At 56.9% G+C, this 16,012-nt stretch carries 18 protein-coding genes; 8 read left to right on the forward strand and 10 right to left on the reverse strand.

Annotation, left to right across the window (positions count from 1 at the left end):
• Positions 1-8: 8 nt before the first annotated feature.
• From JYG33_RS10400 to JYG33_RS10425, 6 genes are all read right to left on the reverse strand, one after another.
• Positions 9-1,310: a DUF3426 domain-containing protein gene (locus tag JYG33_RS10400; RefSeq protein ID WP_207875813.1), complete on the reverse strand. Its 1,302-nt coding sequence runs from the start codon at positions 1,308-1,310 to the stop codon at positions 9-11.
• 24 nt (positions 1,311-1,334) lie between these two features.
• Complete coding sequence (prmA, locus tag JYG33_RS10405; RefSeq protein ID WP_207872200.1) at positions 1,335-2,255, reverse strand: 50S ribosomal protein L11 methyltransferase; 921 nt, start codon at positions 2,253-2,255, stop codon at positions 1,335-1,337.
• A gap of 95 nt (positions 2,256-2,350) precedes the next feature.
• Entirely contained in the window at positions 2,351-3,700 is a 1,350-nt protein-coding gene (gene accC, locus JYG33_RS10410; protein ID WP_207872201.1) for an acetyl-CoA carboxylase biotin carboxylase subunit, read from the reverse strand.
• 4 nt (positions 3,701-3,704) lie between these two features.
• Positions 3,705-4,154, reverse strand: coding sequence for an acetyl-CoA carboxylase biotin carboxyl carrier protein (accB, locus tag JYG33_RS10415; protein WP_207872202.1), 450 nt, complete (start codon positions 4,152-4,154; stop codon positions 3,705-3,707).
• A gap of 86 nt (positions 4,155-4,240) precedes the next feature.
• Entirely contained in the window at positions 4,241-4,675 is a 435-nt protein-coding gene (gene aroQ, locus JYG33_RS10420) for a type II 3-dehydroquinate dehydratase (protein ID WP_207872203.1), read from the reverse strand.
• 161 nt (positions 4,676-4,836) lie between these two features.
• Positions 4,837-5,334, reverse strand: a complete 498-nt coding sequence (locus JYG33_RS10425; RefSeq protein WP_207872204.1) for a TlpA disulfide reductase family protein — start codon at positions 5,332-5,334, stop codon at positions 4,837-4,839.
• 108 nt (positions 5,335-5,442) lie between these two features.
• On the opposite strand from JYG33_RS10425, the gene mpl reads away from it, so the two are divergent.
• The 8 genes from mpl (at position 5,443) to JYG33_RS10465 (ending at position 13,961) form a co-directional block, all read left to right on the forward strand.
• On the forward strand, positions 5,443-6,807 hold the full coding sequence (gene mpl / locus JYG33_RS10430; RefSeq protein ID WP_207872205.1) for a UDP-N-acetylmuramate:L-alanyl-gamma-D-glutamyl-meso-diaminopimelate ligase: 1,365 nt from the start codon (positions 5,443-5,445) through the stop codon (positions 6,805-6,807).
• A 27-nt stretch (positions 6,808-6,834) separates the two neighbouring features.
• The gene (locus JYG33_RS10435; RefSeq protein WP_207872206.1) at positions 6,835-7,422 is read left to right on the forward strand and encodes a YqiA/YcfP family alpha/beta fold hydrolase; all 588 of its coding nucleotides are present in this window, start codon (positions 6,835-6,837) and stop codon (positions 7,420-7,422) included.
• Between the two features lie 41 nt (positions 7,423-7,463).
• A complete protein-coding gene (locus JYG33_RS10440; RefSeq protein WP_207872207.1) occupies positions 7,464-9,353 on the forward strand; it encodes an RNB domain-containing ribonuclease in 1,890 nt (629 codons plus the stop codon).
• A gap of 5 nt (positions 9,354-9,358) precedes the next feature.
• Entirely contained in the window at positions 9,359-10,228 is an 870-nt protein-coding gene (locus JYG33_RS10445; RefSeq protein ID WP_207872208.1) for a TonB family protein, read from the forward strand.
• 106 nt (positions 10,229-10,334) lie between these two features.
• Positions 10,335-11,186: a shikimate dehydrogenase gene (aroE, locus tag JYG33_RS10450; protein WP_207872209.1), complete on the forward strand. Its 852-nt coding sequence runs from the start codon at positions 10,335-10,337 to the stop codon at positions 11,184-11,186.
• A gap of 1 nt (position 11,187) precedes the next feature.
• Positions 11,188-11,907, forward strand: a complete 720-nt coding sequence (gene mtgA, locus JYG33_RS10455) for a monofunctional biosynthetic peptidoglycan transglycosylase (RefSeq protein ID WP_207872210.1) — start codon at positions 11,188-11,190, stop codon at positions 11,905-11,907.
• Positions 11,908-11,960: 53 nt separating this feature from the next.
• Positions 11,961-13,121, forward strand: coding sequence for an LPS export ABC transporter permease LptG (gene lptG, locus JYG33_RS10460; RefSeq protein ID WP_207872211.1), 1,161 nt, complete (start codon positions 11,961-11,963; stop codon positions 13,119-13,121).
• A gap of 3 nt (positions 13,122-13,124) precedes the next feature.
• Positions 13,125-13,961, forward strand: coding sequence for a symmetrical bis(5'-nucleosyl)-tetraphosphatase (locus JYG33_RS10465; RefSeq protein ID WP_207872212.1), 837 nt, complete (start codon positions 13,125-13,127; stop codon positions 13,959-13,961).
• Between the two features lie 19 nt (positions 13,962-13,980).
• On the opposite strand, the gene JYG33_RS10470 is transcribed toward JYG33_RS10465, so the two are convergent.
• From JYG33_RS10470 to JYG33_RS10485, 4 genes are read right to left on the reverse strand one after another with little or no spacing between them, the layout of a single operon-like run.
• Entirely contained in the window at positions 13,981-14,745 is a 765-nt protein-coding gene (locus tag JYG33_RS10470) for a lysophospholipid acyltransferase family protein (RefSeq protein WP_207872213.1), read from the reverse strand.
• 23 nt (positions 14,746-14,768) lie between these two features.
• The gene (gene ruvX / locus JYG33_RS10475) at positions 14,769-15,200 is read right to left on the reverse strand and encodes a Holliday junction resolvase RuvX (protein WP_042486448.1); all 432 of its coding nucleotides are present in this window, start codon (positions 15,198-15,200) and stop codon (positions 14,769-14,771) included.
• Positions 15,193-15,783, reverse strand: coding sequence for a YqgE/AlgH family protein (locus tag JYG33_RS10480; RefSeq protein ID WP_042486451.1), 591 nt, complete (start codon positions 15,781-15,783; stop codon positions 15,193-15,195). The genes ruvX and JYG33_RS10480 overlap by 8 nt, the downstream gene beginning before the upstream one ends.
• A gap of 43 nt (positions 15,784-15,826) precedes the next feature.
• Entirely contained in the window at positions 15,827-15,991 is a 165-nt protein-coding gene (locus JYG33_RS10485; RefSeq protein WP_009460582.1) for a rubredoxin, read from the reverse strand.
• Between the last annotated feature and the right edge of the window lie 21 nt (positions 15,992-16,012).

Here is a 16,012-nt window from a genome sequence, read left to right on the forward strand (position 1 = left end):
AAATTACCTTATGGAAAAAAAGGGCTAATCTGGTAGCCATTAACTTGGAGCTGCCCTGTATTCAAAGGCAGGCGCACCATGATTTCACTGCGCGCTGCAAAGGCAGGCTCACGTCGCTCGGAAGCCAAGTACTGAGCTGGCGTGATATTGCGCCTGGCGATCAAGGCTCCGGAAAAATCTTTTAAATCTAGAACCAGCGTAGGCCATTCCTGGGGCCGCTCAAACTCGTTGCGCAGCGTGAAACCCAAGGTAGATTGCCCTGGCTGGTTGGGGGCTTTATGCAAGGCAGACGCCTGCACTCGAATCTGGTCCAGGCGGCGCTCGTAGGGCACCTTGCAGGACAAGGTTTCGCAGGTGCGCTCGAACACAGGACGCAGCATGGGGATTTGGCTAACAATCTGTACGCGATACACATACATCAGTTGCAGTACAAACAGCACAACTCCCAGGACGCACAAGCTGGTCCAGATCAGCGAACCGACGCGCTGACCGAAGCTGGCCTCGCCTTCGTAACGGGTTTCGCGCTGCAAGGCAGGGTTGGGATCAATAAGCCATTCCTGCTGTACGGGATCGGTATCATCGCCATGCGTGCCGTCGGCCTGACGCGAGGGGAAAGAGGCGCGCAAGGTACTGGCGCGGTCCCCCACACTAAATTCAGGCTCAGCCGCCGACCAGGAAGCCTGACCAATATGGTGATCCCCTTCTGGCTCTGCAGCAGAGCCGGTCGACACAAAAAAAGAGGTGTCCTGATCATCCTGCGACGCAGGCTCGGGTCGAGAGCGTGCGCGAATGACTGAGGGCTCGGGAGGCCGGATAGAGGGTTCAGTCGACACAACAGGAGGTTCGATAGACGGCTCGTCCAAGCGAACAAAAGGCTCTGCTGCGATGACAGAAGGTTCTGCAGGCGTGACGGAAGGCTGTGCCGGCGTGACAGGTGCCTGTGTCAGGATGGAATCGGGGAATTTGCGTACCTGCAAGGATTCGTGAGCAGTCCCTTCATCACGCGGCGGGGCGTGGCGGGAATGCTCTACAAACCGTGGCCCCGGAATGGGAGCCTGCAAATCCACTGTCTGCGCCTGCTCCTGTCGTGGAGATGGCGCTTGATCTTCTTCTATGGCAGGCTGAACCTGCACGGGGGCAGAAGGTGGGATATAGGAGGGCTCAGGGGCTTGCTCATCAATGACTTCTTCAAAGCCATCAAAGATATGCGCACATTGAATGCAGCGGATATAGCCCCGGCGGCGTTGCAGCGCTTCCACACTGGCTGCAAACGATGTCCCGCAACGGGGGCAGCGAGTCTTTAGCTCCATGAACTCACCTTAGGTTCTGCCGTCTTACAACGGGCGTTGTCCAGCCAGACACACCCAGCCATCGCGCTCTTGCCAGACCGACAAAGGCAGGTAAGAGGAATAGACCTCGATCATTTCCTCGGCCTGCCAATCGTAAATGCCGGACAGGATCAGATGTCCGCCCGGTTTGACGCGGTTGGCCAGCATGGGAGCCAGCATACGCAGGGGATTGGCCAGAATATTGGCAACGACCAGATCGGTTTGCCCGGCGGGCATGGCATCGGGCAGCAAGCCTTCAACCTCGACCTGATTGACTTGCGCATTGTAGCGCGTGGCAATCACGGCTTGCTCGTCAATATCCACGCCGACGGTATGGCCTGCGCCCAGCTTGCGGGCCGCAATCGCCAGAATGCCGGAACCACAACCGTAGTCCAGCACGGTCTGACCGGCCTGCACATGGTGGGCCAGCCAATCCAGACACAGATGGGTCGTCGGGTGACTGCCGGTGCCAAACGCCAGGCCGGGGTCCAGTTCGATGCGAACCAGACCGTCATCACCCTCTTGGGCGACCGGCAGATCCTCATCGTCCTTGTGCCAACTGGGCACAATCAAAATACGGTCGCCCACCGGGATGGGGCCGAACTGCGATTGCGTCAAACGAACCCAATCCTGATCGGGCACTTCGCGCACGCTCCATTGGGCTTTTTCAGGTGTCAGCACACCGGCTTCAAAGAGCGGTTGCAGCAACTCTTCAGGCTCCAGCTCCTCGGGCAGCAAAGCGACAACCCGATTGCGATCCCAGGCCAGCACATCCGGTTCGATACCAGGTTCGCCAAACAGGGGCTTTTCCTGCTCGGTATCGCCGTCGGCATCTTCCACCGACACCGACAAGGCGCCAGCTTCAAGCAAAGCATCGGACAAGCGCTCGGCCTCGTGCTCCTGGCAGCTCAGTAAGAGTTCACGCATACATAGTTTCCATAAAGCAAAACAGGGGCGAGCCCCTGTTTTACATAATCATCATTCTTGACAGGCCAGACCGGAGGTCTGACCTGTTGCCGCCCTTACTTGTTACGTTGGGCCAGCTTTTGTTCCAGGTAGTGAATGCTGGTGCCGCCTGCCTTGAAGCTGGCGTCCTTCATCAATTCCCGGTGCAGATCCACGTTGGTCTTGATCCCTTCCACCACCATTTCGGACAAGGCAATGTCCATACGGGCAATGGCTTGCTCGCGCGTTTTACCGTAGGTAATCAGCTTGGCAATCATGGAATCGTAGTACGGAGGCACGGTGTAGCCGGTAAAGACATGCGAGTCGATACGCACGCCAGGGCCGCCGGGAGTGTGCCACTTGCTGACCAGGCCTGGGCTTGGTACGAAAGTGAACGGGTCTTCCGCGTTGATACGGCACTCGATCGAATGGCCTTCAAATTCAATGTCACGCTGGCGCAGCACGAATTTCTCGCCTGCCGCCACTTTGATCTGCTCTTGAACCAGATCAATGCCGGTGATCATTTCAGTGATGGTGTGCTCGACCTGAATACGGGTGTTCATCTCGATAAAGAAGAACTCGCCGTTTTCGTACAGGAACTCGAAGGTACCTGCACCGCGGTAACGCATCTTGCGGCAGGCATCAGCACAACGCTCGCCAATACGTTCGATCAGGCGACGGGCAATACCAGGAGCCGGTGCCTCTTCAATCACTTTCTGGTGACGACGCTGCATGGAGCAATCGCGCTCGCCCAGCCAGATCGCATTGCGTTCACCATCAGCCAATACCTGAATTTCGATATGGCGTGGATTCTCGAGGTACTTTTCCATGTACACCTCGGGATTGTTGAACGCGGCTGCGGCTTCGGTTTTGGTCGTGGCAACCGCTGTCAGCAAGGCTGCTTCGGTGTAGACCACGCGCATGCCACGGCCACCACCACCGCCAGAGGCTTTGATGATGACTGGGTAGCCTACTTCACGTCCGATGCGAATGATTTCAGCCGGGTCGTCCGGCAAGGCGCCGTCCGAACCGGGAACCACAGGCACACCGGCCTCGATCATGGCTTTTTTGGCCATGACCTTATCGCCCATCGTACGGATGCTCTCGGGACGTGGACCGATAAAGACAAAACCGCTCTTTTCGACACGATCAGCGAAGTCCGCGTTTTCAGCCATAAAGCCGTAGCCAGGGTGAATGGCTTCCGCATCTGTGACTTCTGCTGCCGAGATAATGGCAGGCATGCTCAGGTAGCTGTCACGTGCCTGGGCGGGGCCAATACACACGGCCTCGTCAGCCAGACGCACGTACTTGGCACCACGATCAGCTTCAGAATAAACGACGACTGTCTTGATACCCATCTCGCGGCAAGCGCGCTGGATACGCAAGGCAATTTCGCCCCGATTGGCGATTAGGATTTTTTCAAACATATCATCAACCGATGACGAACAGAGTCTGACCGTATTCCACCGGTCCGCCGTTTTCAACCAGAATTTCTTTGATGACGCCGGACTTGTCGGCTTCGATCTCGTTGAGCAGCTTCATGGCTTCGATAATGCACAGGGGCTCGCCTTCCTTGACCGATTGGCCAACTTCTACAAAGGGAGCGGCACCTGGGCTAGGAGCACGGTAGAAAGTACCGACCATCGGAGCCTTGACAGCATGGCCTTCGGGAACGGCGGGTGCAGCGGGAGCGGCAGGGGCACCTGCGGCTGGGGCTACTACCTGGGCTACAGGAGCCTCGGGAGCATAGACCACGGGAGCTGCCGAGCTTTGCGAGAATTTAACAATACGAACCTTGTCATCACCTTCAGTGATTTCCAGTTCGGCAATGCCAGACTCGGCTACCAGATCGATCAGGGTTTTGAGTTTTCTAAGATCCATGCGTACTTCCCGCAACGCCGCACTAGCCACTGACTGGGTCAGGACGGCATTAAAAAAATATTGGTCAAAAAAACGAAACGAACCGCCTAACTATTCAAAGCAAACCGCAGAGCGGCTTCATAACCGTAGGCCCCCAAACCAACAATGACACCGCTAGCGATGTCAGAGAGATAGGAGTGGTGACGGAACGGCTCACGACGGTGAACATTGGACAGATGAACTTCAATAAACGGAATACCGACACCGGCAAGTGCATCCCGTATCGCCACACTGGTGTGCGTATAGGCCCCAGCATTGATAAGGATGTAATCGACGCCCTCGGCACGGGCTTGATGAATTCGGTCGACGAGCCCGCCTTCGTGATTGCTCTGAAAAAAATGACACTGCGCGCCATGCTGATCGGCCAGCACCTGTAAACCGCTGTTAATGTCATCGAGCGTCTGATGTCCGTAGACATCGGGTTCTCGTGTTCCCAGCAGGTTGAGGTTAGGCCCGTTAAGGACCAGGACATGTTTCGCCATAGCGGATTTTTCGTCAAGACAGACCGCCTTTTTACGCTAAATAACGTCATTTGTCCATAAACCTGCTTGGCTTACAAACGGTTAGCATTGGTTCTATCCCGTTTTAAACAGGGACCCGGCTGAGCGGCAATTTGACGAAATTAAGCGAAAAAGTCGGCCAGTTAGCGTTGAGCCTTAATAACTTCGTCCAACTTTTCGGGATCTATCTGGCCCAAAATGCGTTCGCTGACCCGGCCATTGCTGCCAAACACCACGGTAAAGGGCAAACCGCCCTTTTTATTACCCACGCTGCGCATTTGTTTCAGGCCACCTGAACCGGCCAGCAAGATGTCGTAGCTGACTGGCACGCGGCTCAAGAACTCCGTCACATTATCCAGCGAGTCCACGGCAATGCCGACAAAGCTCACGTCCGGATAGCGTTTATGCAATTCCTGCAGGTCCGGCATTTCCTTGACGCAGGGTGCGCACCAGGTCGCCCAGAAGTTGACCACCAGGGGCTTGCCTATATAAGTAGAGAGAGCGCGATCTTCACCTTGAAGATCCTTGAAGCTTTGTGCGAGAAAAGGGTCTGAAGGCAGCAAACTGGCCCAAGGGGCAGGATGCAGGGCCACAAGACTGGCACACACTAGCGATTTCTGCAGAAAAAGACGCCTACTCATACCGGCTCACACCTGAAAAAATATCATCAGGGGATGATAGCACCGGCTCTCACCAAAGCTCACGCATCAGATCAAACAGTCGTCTAGAATACAGGCCGGAGGATTGTCATGCACATACATATACTAGGAATTTGCGGCACATTCATGGGCGGTCTGGCCCTGATTGCCCGTTCGGCTGGCCATACAGTTACAGGTTGCGATGCCGGGGTCTACCCACCCATGAGCACGCAACTGGAAGAACAAGGCATTGCCCTGATTGAAGGCTTTGGTGCGGAACAAACCAGCCTGTCCCCTGATCTCTATATAGTGGGCAATGTGGTGACGCGCGGTAATCCTCTGATGGAAGCCATTCTGGATCAGGGCCTGCCCTACACTTCTGGTCCCCAGTGGCTGGGTGAAAACATCCTGCACAAGCAGCACGTTCTGGCGGTGGCCGGTACGCACGGCAAAACCTCCACCAGCTCCATGCTGGGCTGGATTCTGGAACAGGCCGATCTGTCACCCAACTTCCTGATTGGTGGTGTGGCTCCCGGCCTGGGCGTATCCGCCCGCTTCAACCCCGAACAATCCCTGTTTGTGATCGAGGCTGACGAATACGACACCGCCTTTTTCGACAAACGCTCCAAATTTGTTCATTACCGCCCCCGCACGGCCATTCTGAACAATCTGGAATACGATCACGCTGACATCTTCCCCGATCTGCACGCTATCCAGACCCAATTCCACCATCTGGTACGTACTATCCCCTCCACCGGCCTGATTCTGCGCCCCACCCACACCCCCAGCCTGGACGAAACCCTGGCCCGAGGTTGCTGGACGCCGGTCGAGCAATTTGGCCCCGAAGGCGATTGGGACAGCAAGGCACTCAGCCCCACGTCTTTTGAAGTGATTTTCAAAGGACAGGTTCAAGGCATTGTTCAGTGGACGCTGACTGGCGAACACAATCGCCTGAACGCCCTGGCCGCGATTGCTGCCGCCCACCATGCAGGCGTAAAGCCCCAGCAGGCTTGCGCGGCACTGAGCCAATTTGCCGGCATCAAACGCCGTATGGAAGTGCGTGGTGTAGTCAATGACATTACCGTCTATGACGATTTTGCTCATCACCCGACTGCCATTGCCACCACGCTAGCCGGTTTGCGCAGCCAGACAGGTAAAGCAACCCGGATTCTAGCCGTGCTGGAGCCACGCTCCAACACCATGAAGCTGGGCGCGATGGCCGCCCGCCTGCCCGGTTCACTGGAAGAGGCTGATCTGGTGTTTTGCTATGGCGAAGCACAAGGCAAGCACGCGCTGGGTTGGGATGCAGCCCAAGTCCTGGCTCCTTTGGGTGATCGCGCCACAGCGTGGACTGATTTGGATAAAATGGTTCAGGCCATTGTTCAGGCCAGCCAGCCCGGCGACGCCATTGTCGTGATGAGTAACGGCAGTTTTGGCGGCATTCATCAGCGCCTGCTGGATCAACTGTCACGCTGACCCTCTCTATATATAGCAGGTGCTCCCATGATCCTCTATCTACACGGCTTTCGTTCCTCGCCTTCGTCCTATAAAGCGCAGCGCCTGAAACAAACCCTGGAAGACAGAGACTTGTTGCACCTGTGGCGCTGCCCGCAGTTGCCCGCCAGCCCGGCCCAGGCCATTGCCATGTGCAAGCGGATTGTGGACACGGAAATGCAGGCAGGTATGGGGGCTGATCAATTATGTGTGATCGGCTCCTCATTGGGCGGTTACTATGCCAGCCACCTGGCCCAGTTCTATCACAGCCGAGCCGTCTTGCTGAACCCGGTGGTCTACGCAGGACGGGATCTGGCTACGCAGGTAGGCGAGCATGTCTGTTATCACTCGCCCGACCCGTTTCACTTCCTGCCCGACTATGTGGATGAGCTTAACGACATTCACGTACCGCGCCCCAGCGATCCCCAGCGTTTTTACCTGCTGGCCGCCAAAGGTGATGAAGTCCTGAACTGGCGCGAGATGGCGGACTGGTACAAAGGCAGCCAAGGACACATTCTGGAAGGCGGAGACCACGGCCTGACCGACTTTGATCCCTGGATCGACGAAATTTTGCGCTTTGCCCTGCAACAACCTTAACTATCTTTACCGGATGGCCAGCACCATCCAGATGGAAAATCATGTACGTCCTTTTTGAAGACAGCGGTAATTTCAAAGCAGAAAAAATATTTTCTGACAGCGATACCACCATGCAGGTGGAATCCGCGTCTGGCAAACGCAGCAAAATAAAGAAAAACAGCGTTCTATTTACCTTCGAGCAACCTGCCCCGGCAGAGCTGCTGGAAAAAGCGCAAGCGCTGGCCGAATCCCTGGATATCAACTTTTTGTGGGAATGCGCCCCCCAGGACGAGTTTGAGGCATCCACGCTGGCACAAGAATATTTCGGCCACGCACCCAGCGCCATCGAAAAAACCGGCACCATCTTTGCCCTGCACAGCGCACCAGCCTACTTCCACCGCCGTGGCAAAGGTCTGTACCGCCCTGCTCCTCCCGACATTCTGCAAGCTGCCCTGGCCGCGATTGAAAAGAAGCGCCTGCAACAAGAACAAATCCAGACTTGGGCCGAGCAGATGATCAAGGGCGAGTTGCCGCCCGAAGTTGCCGAAAAAGCAGGCACCTTCCTGACCCAGCCAGACAAGAACACGCTGGAATGGAAAGCCTTTGATCAGGCCCAGAAAGAACTGGGCGTCAGCACCGAGAAACTGTTGCTGTCGCTAGGCGCCTGGTCCAATCCCCTGACCTTGCACCAACACCGTTTCCTGGCCTCCCATTTCCCCAAAGGAACAGGTTTCCCCGCTGTTGCCCTGCAAAGCTGGGGTCAGGACTTGCCTGAAGCCAATGTCACCGCCTACTCGGTGGACGATGCCAATACCATTGAAATTGACGATGCCCTGTCCGTCCAGCACCCGGAGCCGGGCCGTCTGCGTATCGGGGTTCATATTGCCGTGCCTTCGCTGGCGATGGCACGTGGCAATGAAATTGACCAGATCGCGCGCAACCGCATGGCTACGGTGTACACACCGGGCTACAAGATCCCCATGTTGCCGCCCGAGCTGATTGCGCACTTTTCCCTGGATCAAGGGAAAACTCGCCCTACCCTGTCACTGTATGTAGACGCAGACGCCAGCACCGGCGAGATTCTGTCGCACCAGACCCGTCTGGAACGCATTACCGTGGCGGGCAACTTGCGTCAGCACGAACTGGACCCGCTGATCAGCGAAGAAGCCCTGGCCGACGAAAATGCCGAGCTGCCCTATGCAGAATGGCTGCGCCCGCTGTGGAATTTCTCGCGCCAACTGTCGGCCCAACGTGAAGCCGTGCGTGGCAAGCCTGAAAACAATAATCGCGTGGAATACAGCTTTGAACTGGATGGCCCGCACGATGACCCTAATTCCATCATTCGTCTGGTGCCTCGCGTGCGTAATGCGCCGCTCAGTCTGCTGGTGGCCGAATACATGATTCTGGCCAATCAACTGTGGGGGGGCTTGCTGGCCGAGCACAATGTGCCCGGTATTTACCGCTCCCAGCAGTTCATGCGTACGCGCATGTCCACCACACCCGGCCCGCACGACTCCATCGGCGTACCGCAATACATCTGGTCCACCTCGCCATTGCGTCGCTATGTGGACCTGATCAATCAGGGCCAGATTCTGGCGGCTGCCGAACACGGAATTTCTGCGCGTCTGGCCGCCCCCTTCCAGCCCAAGGATGCGGATTTGTACGCCATTATTGGCGCCTTTGAATCGCAATACACCCAGTGGTCGGATTACCAGTCCTCCCTGGAGCGCTTCTGGTGCCTGCGCTGGCTGCAACAAAACGACATCAAGCAAGTTCAGGCCAACTTCATCAAGGAAGACCTGCTGCGTTTGAGCAATGCACCTCTGGTACTGCATGTCCCCGGCCTGCCCGCGCTGGAGCGTGGTCAGGAAGTGACGCTGGATCTGCTGTCTTTTGATGAGCTGGCTTTGACGGTGGAAGCTCGTTTACGCTCGGTCGCCACGGCTGACTGACGACCATGGCCACGCTCGACCGCCGCCACGCACCCAAAGATTATCTATGGTTGGCGGTCGCCCTTTCGGCCCTGATCCACCTTTTGCTGATTTTCTGGCCTGCTCGTGCGCCCTTGCCCGCCGCAGCCCAGAGTCTGGATGTGGCGCTGGTCAATTTCAGTACCGACTCGGTGCCACTGCACCCCCAACTGCTGGCCCAACTGAATCTGGACGGTGGCGGAGAGCATCAGCAAGGGCAAGCCAGCAACCCTCTTCCGCTCACTGATCCCAATCTGCCCAATCAATTAGTGCTGGAAGCCTTGCGCGCGCGCCAGCAAAGCCTGGAAGCGGAACAGCAGCGTCTGCTGGGCGAGCTGGAAAGTCAGGATAAAGCACCCCCCTCGACACCCAGCCCTGAATATATTGGTGCGTCCATTGAGCCTGGCCCCGACGACCACGATCTGGACCCGCAAGTTCAAAACAGCCAGCTGGCCATTTTGCGCGAGCAAATTCGTGAACAGCAACGCCAGCCCCGTTACCACTACGTAGGCCCCAGTGCCAAAGCCAGTGATCAGGCTCAGTACCTGGATCAATGGCGTCAGAAAATTGAGCAGACCGGCACACGCCACTACCCCAAGCAAGCAGGCGAACAGCTCTATGGTCAGCTTCAGATGACCGTCTATATCCGGCGCGATGGCAGTCTTTTACGTGCCCAGATTACCCAGCCTTCTGAGCAGGCAGCCTTGAATCTGGCTGCCCGCCGCATTGTGGAACTGGCCGCCCCTTTTGCACCGTTGCCCGAACAATTGGCACCCGGCTCGGATGTGCTGGTGATCACCCGAACCTGGAGTTTCACGCATGACAAACTCAGTATGCACAGCCCGGGCTCACCCTAAGACCGTATTGTCCACAGCAAGCTCTAGTTAAAGCAGACCCTGGGGTAAAATACGTCCTTTCAGCCTCGGTGCTGACACCTCACAACAAGACAAGCATCGCTTAACCATGCCCGACACGACTCCTGCCAAGCGCTACGGCGTTATTGGTCACCCTATCGAGCACAGCCGCTCGCCACAAATCCATACGCAGTTTGCCAGCCAGTTCAATCTGGCCCTAAGCTACGAACGCATTCTTGCACCCCTGGATGGCTTTAGCGCCACGGTGGAGGAGTTCTTCAAAGACGGCAGCGGCCTGAACGTGACCTTGCCGTTCAAAGAGCAAGCCTATGACCTGGTGGGCTCGAATCTGAGCCGCCGTGCCCGCATGGCCGGGGCCGTCAATACACTGTGGCTGGAAAATGGCCAGTTGCATGGCTGCAATACGGACGGCGTGGGCCTGTGCGCGGACCTGCTGCGCGTCGGCCATAACCCGGAAGGCAAGCGCATCTTGCTGATTGGTGCGGGCGGTGCCTCGCGTGGGGTCGTGTTCCCCTTGCTGGAAGCGGGTTGCGAGCTGCTGCACATTATCAATCGCACCAGCGCCAAGGCCTACGACATCCGTGAACAAGTGGTTGCCCTGGACCCGGACGCCTCGCGTCGTCTGAGCGCAGGTGGTCTGGACGACCACTGTGGCGACTGGGACATTGTGATCAACGCTACCTCGGCCAGCCTGAACCAGAATCTGCCCGAACTGCCGGACGCCCGCTACCGCAGCAACTCCCTGGCCTACGACATGTTCTACGCCAGCGAACCTACCGCCTTCATGCGCGCTGCCGAACAGGCTGGTGCCACCCATAGCAAAGATGGCCTGGGCATGCTGGTCGGCCAGGCCGCAGCCAGCTTTCAGATCTGGCATGGTGTCGAGGCCGATGTAGAACCCGTACTGGCCAGCTTGCGCCAGGCTATCGGACAAGTCTGACGTGCGTCGCCTTCTGGCCCACCCCTGGAAACTGGCTGGCCTGGCCGTTCTGGCCGTGGCCGCTGGTGTCCTGCTCTATCAGATCGCCCTATTTTTGATGGTGCTCTGGTATAGCGTGGTGCCGCCCCGCATGACCACCTTTATGGCGGCAGAACAGGGCCAGTTGCGCAGTACCAATGCGGACGCTGAATTACGCTACCAATGGGTCCCCTACGACCAGATCAATGCGAACTTGAAGCGCGCGGTGATTGCATCCGAAGACTCGAACTTCCTGAACCATTCCGGAGTCGAATGGGATGCCATCCGTAAAGCCTGGGAATACAACCGTCGCCAGTCGGAAAAGGGCTCTGCCCGCCGCCGCGGTGGCTCTACTATTTCCCAGCAGTTGGCCAAGAATCTGTTTCTATCGGAATCACGCAGTTATTTTCGTAAAGGCCAGGAATTGATTCTGACCTATATGATTGAAATCGTCATGAGCAAGGAACGCATCCTGGAGCTGTACCTGAACGTGGCCCAATGGGGAGAAGGAGTCTTTGGCGCCCAAGCCGCTTCGCGCCATTACTTCAAGATTGATGCCGCTAAGCTCAGCGCCCTGCAAGCCGCCAAGCTGGCGGGCATGTTGCCCAACCCGGCCTACTATGACAAAAACCGTAACAGTCCCTATCTGCAATCGCGCACGCGCACCATCAGTCAACGTATGCGACAAGTCGCTATTCCCTGACTGCAATCCGCATTTTTGTTAAGCTAGCCACGTCTTTCCTGGGCCCTATTTTCATGCGCACCGCTCGCCGCTATCTCGCTTCCGAAATCTATCGCTCCAGCGCCGTGGTGCTGATTGCCTTGCTTGGCCTGTTTACCTTTTTCGCCCTGATCGAAGAGCTGGACAAAGTCGGCTCCAAATTCACCTTGGCCAATCTGTTCTACATTCAGGCGCTGGAACTGCCCACCCGTTTGTACGACTTGCTGCCCATCGGTTTGCTGATTGGGGCCACCCTGGCTTTGGCCAGCCTGGCCCAGCGCAATGAGCTGGTTATCTTGCGAGCCTCAGGCGTTAGCGGCCTGCACATGATGCTGATGCTCTGGACCATCACGCTGCCCCTGGTAGGCGGTGCCTTTGTGTTGTCCGAGTATGTCACCCCCATGGCCGAGATCAAATCCAGCGAGCAAGGCATGGCCCTGCTGGGCCGCTCAGGGGGTGGGCGGCTCGAAAGTGGCTATTGGTTCAAAGAGAGCAATGACAGTGGTGGCGTACGCATCATCAATATTGCCAATCTGCAGGGCAATGGCAACGTGACGGACGTCAGTGTGTTTGACTTCACTGACGGACAACGCCTGAACACCATGACGCAAGCGCCCACTGGCCAGTTCCACAAGAACCAACTGGACTTGCAGGACGTTACCGAAACCCATTTGAGTGAACAGTCCCACGAGGCCCTGGCGCAAGGCAAAGCACCGGATCAGCCTTTGGTCCGTATTGAAAAACGCCCGGACCTGACGCTGACCACCACACTGACGCCCGACCGTCTGATTGCCCGTGTCGTCACCCCCGAGCGCATGTCCATTCTGGATTTGAAGGACTACATCGGCTATCTGGACGCGAACAAGCTGCAAACCAAACGTCAGGTTGTGGCCCTGTGGCGAAAAGTAGCTTACCCCTTTACCTTGCTGGTCATGATTACCATTGCTGCACCTATCGGCTTCATGCAAACCCGCCACGGCGGTGTGGGGACCAAGGTCTTTACCGGCATCTTGCTGGGCGTGGGCTTTTTCATGATCAACCAGCTTGCCCTGAACGTAGCCATGCTTAGCAATCTGGCGCCGTGGGTCACGGCACTGGTGCCGAACCTGGTCGCTATGGCTATGGCCTTGAGTGCTCTTATCATGATGGAAAACCGGCACAACCGACGACGTCGCAACTCCAGCACAACCAACTGAATCATGTCCCTAGCAACTTCCCCCGCCATCTGGGCGATTGGTGATATTCAAGGCTGCTGCCGCCCCCTGGACAGCTTGCTCAGCCATCCTGATGTGGCGGCCGACAGCCAGGCCACCTTCTGGTTTGCGGGCGATCTGGTCAACCGCGGCCCGGACTCGCTGGGTGCCCTGCGCCTGATCCGCTCTCTGGGTGATCGCGCTGTTTGCGTGCTGGGCAACCACGACATTCACTGTCTGGCAGTCGCTGCTGGAGTTCGTAAATCCGGCAAGCAAGACACCTTGCAGGAACTGCTGGCCGCACCGGACGCGCAAGAGCTGCTGGACTGGTTACGACACCAGCCCCTGGCTCATTACGAGCACGGACATTTGATGGTTCATGCCGGTGTGCATCCTGACTGGAGCCCGGAGCAAACGCTGGAATACGCTCACGAGCTGGAAGCTCTGCTGCGCGCCGATGACTGGCAAGACAAGATCATTGAGTTGTTTGGCAATAACCCCGATCGCTGGGATGCCGGACTAGAGGGCTACGACCGTCTGCGCGCCATTGTCAGCACCCTCACCCGCATGCGCATGTGCGATATGAATGGCCGTATGGACTTCAAGCACAAGGGTGCGCCTGATACCGAGTCCGGCTTGCTGCCTTGGTACGAATTACCGAATCGCGCCTGTGCCCAGGTACCTATTATTTTTGGTCATTGGTCTACGCTGGGCTTGCTGAACACGCCTACGGTGATCAGTCTGGATACAGGTTGTGTCTGGGGACGCCAGTTAAGCGCGGTCCGTTTGCAGGACCGGCATCTGGTACAAATCCATTGCCCGGAAAGCAAGAAGCCGACCTGAACTCAGGCGGCTTGCTCCTTTAGACTTCTACTGCCAGCTCTGCAGGACACACAATGGCGCGGACTTGCTCCCTGGCCTGCTGCGCCGTCTGTGAACGCCCCAACTCCGTACAGGACTGAGCGGGAATCAAGTCCAGAAAATGGCAATGCACGGACACGTTGCGGGCGCTTAACAAGACCCAGATATTCCCAACCAGGGACTGTTCGCCCACAAAAGCAAAACGCTCGGTGCGTTGCCCTGCGTGTTCAAACACCAAGGCCATAGGCTGAATATCCACATTCAGGGCAATGGCAGCCTCAAACAAACTGGCATGAAAGGGCCGCACATCCAGCCCTGTCGATGTTGTGCCTTCAGGAAAGAGCCCAACCGCATCACCCCGCTCGAAGCAGGTGGCCATTTGCTGGCTGACAATCTGAATGGCGCGACGCTGGCCACGCTCGATAAACACAGTGCCTGCACCAGCAACCAGCCAGCCGATGACAGGCCAGCGCCGAATATCGCTTTTGGCAATGAAAGAGGTGCAGCGCACGCTATTGATGACGAAGATATCCAGCCAGGAAACGTGGTTGGAGACATAGAGCACAGCGCGATCCTGAACGGCCTGACCATGCTGGAGAACGCGCACGCCACAGATCATCATCAATAGACGCGACATGCGCAGCACCATGACGCGACGTCCGCCTGGACGCAATACCGGAAAAAGCAGACCGACGCTTAACAAGCCGATCACGATCCATACAATCAGAACGACAGCGCGCCAGCTAAAACGAAATAAACTAATCAAAAGGCTGCAACCTTATAGAGGGCTCAGGCCGGTGGCAGGCTGTCCAGATAACGCTGCAGGATTACGCAGGCTGCCATGGCATCATCATCGTCATTATTGCCCAGCAATTCTTGAGCCTCCATGCTGGAGCCCCGCTCATCGACCAGGTCTACTGCTACGCCGTAGCGACCATGCAGTTGGTTGGCAAAACGCCGACACCGCAGCGAAGCATACTGCTCGCCACCATCCAGGGTCAAAGGCAAACCCACCACGACGCGATCAGGCTGCCATTCTTTTAGCAAAGCCTCGATAGCCGCAAAGCGCTGTTCCCGCGTGACGGGCCGCAAAATCGTATAAGGGCGGGCCTGGCGCGTCAAGGTATTACCTAAAGCCACACCAATTTTTTTCAGGCCATAGTCAAAAGCCAGCAAGGTTTGCGCCGAGCTGACCGTTGACGGTGTTTCGTGTTCAGGCATGGCCCGCAGCACCTGTCAGGGTAAAAGGACTGATTCCCAGCAGCGCCAGGGCGCGATCGTAGCGCTCGCCAACTGGCGTAGAGAACAGGATTTCATGGGTGGCTTTAATGCTCAGCCAGGCATTGTCAGCCATCTCGCTTTCCAACTGACCGGCACCCCAACCGGCGTAGCCCAGCGTGACCAGCATATGCACTGGTCCCTGGCCTTGAGCCACGTCCTGCAAAACATCGCGGGAAGTCGTCAGGGTCAGATCACCCACCCCCAGGCTGGAGGTATAGGTTTTATCGGAGTCATGGAGAACAAAGCCGCGGTCCGTTTGCACAGGTCCGCCAAAGTAAACGGAGGTCGCGGCCAGATCCGCCCGGTTTTCTACGTCCACCTCGATACGAGACAGAAGCTCAACCAGGCTTAGATCCGTTGGTCGATTAATGACCAGACCCAAGGCGCCTTGTTCATTATGTTCACAGACATAAATCACCGTGTCGGCCAAGCTGCCCGATACCACACCGGGCATGGCAAGTAACAGGTGGTGCGTTAAATCAGCGCTTTCTTGGATTAGCGGGGACTGGCTAGTGGCACTCATACACACCTCCCGTCAAAACAACCCACCTTGGAACTTGAGATGATCACACCTGGATCATTTCAAAGTCTTCCTTACGAGCGCCGCATTCGGGACAGACCCAGTTTGGAGGGACATCTTCCCAGAGTGTGCCCGGCGCAATGCCTTCCTCAGGCAAGCCTGCTTCTTCATCATAAATCCAGCCGCAAATCAGGCACATCCACGTACGCATAGTATTCCTACTGTATTTGTA

Source organism: Alcaligenes sp. SORT26 (assembly GCF_017377875.1).
Classification (GTDB): domain Bacteria; phylum Pseudomonadota; class Gammaproteobacteria; order Burkholderiales; family Burkholderiaceae_B; genus Alcaligenes; species Alcaligenes parafaecalis.

Bases quoted from the DNA above. Each gene is read 5' to 3' on its own strand.
- accC (WP_207872201.1), bottom strand. From the start codon at position 3,700: ATGTTTGAAAAAATCCTAATCGCCAATCGGGGCGAAATTGCCTTGCGT.
- JYG33_RS10425 (WP_207872204.1), bottom strand. From the start codon at position 5,334: ATGAGTAGGCGTCTTTTTCTGCAGAAATCGCTAGTGTGTGCCAGTCTT.
- JYG33_RS10440 (WP_207872207.1), top strand. From the start codon at position 7,464: ATGTACGTCCTTTTTGAAGACAGCGGTAATTTCAAAGCAGAAAAAATA.
- lptG (WP_207872211.1), top strand. From the start codon at position 11,961: ATGCGCACCGCTCGCCGCTATCTCGCTTCCGAAATCTATCGCTCCAGC.
- JYG33_RS10435 (WP_207872206.1), top strand. From the start codon at position 6,835: ATGATCCTCTATCTACACGGCTTTCGTTCCTCGCCTTCGTCCTATAAA.
- accB (WP_207872202.1), bottom strand. From the start codon at position 4,154: ATGGATCTTAGAAAACTCAAAACCCTGATCGATCTGGTAGCCGAGTCT.
- JYG33_RS10485 (WP_009460582.1), bottom strand. From the start codon at position 15,991: ATGCGTACGTGGATGTGCCTGATTTGCGGCTGGATTTATGATGAAGAA.
- prmA (WP_207872200.1), bottom strand. From the start codon at position 2,255: ATGCGTGAACTCTTACTGAGCTGCCAGGAGCACGAGGCCGAGCGCTTG.
- JYG33_RS10480 (WP_042486451.1), bottom strand. From the start codon at position 15,783: ATGAGTGCCACTAGCCAGTCCCCGCTAATCCAAGAAAGCGCTGATTTA.
- JYG33_RS10445 (WP_207872208.1), top strand. From the start codon at position 9,359: ATGGCCACGCTCGACCGCCGCCACGCACCCAAAGATTATCTATGGTTG.
- ruvX (WP_042486448.1), bottom strand. From the start codon at position 15,200: ATGCCTGAACACGAAACACCGTCAACGGTCAGCTCGGCGCAAACCTTG.
- aroQ (WP_207872203.1), bottom strand. From the start codon at position 4,675: ATGGCGAAACATGTCCTGGTCCTTAACGGGCCTAACCTCAACCTGCTG.
- aroE (WP_207872209.1), top strand. From the start codon at position 10,335: ATGCCCGACACGACTCCTGCCAAGCGCTACGGCGTTATTGGTCACCCT.
- JYG33_RS10400 (WP_207875813.1), bottom strand. From the start codon at position 1,310: ATGGAGCTAAAGACTCGCTGCCCCCGTTGCGGGACATCGTTTGCAGCC.
- JYG33_RS10465 (WP_207872212.1), top strand. From the start codon at position 13,125: ATGTCCCTAGCAACTTCCCCCGCCATCTGGGCGATTGGTGATATTCAA.
- mpl (WP_207872205.1), top strand. From the start codon at position 5,443: ATGCACATACATATACTAGGAATTTGCGGCACATTCATGGGCGGTCTG.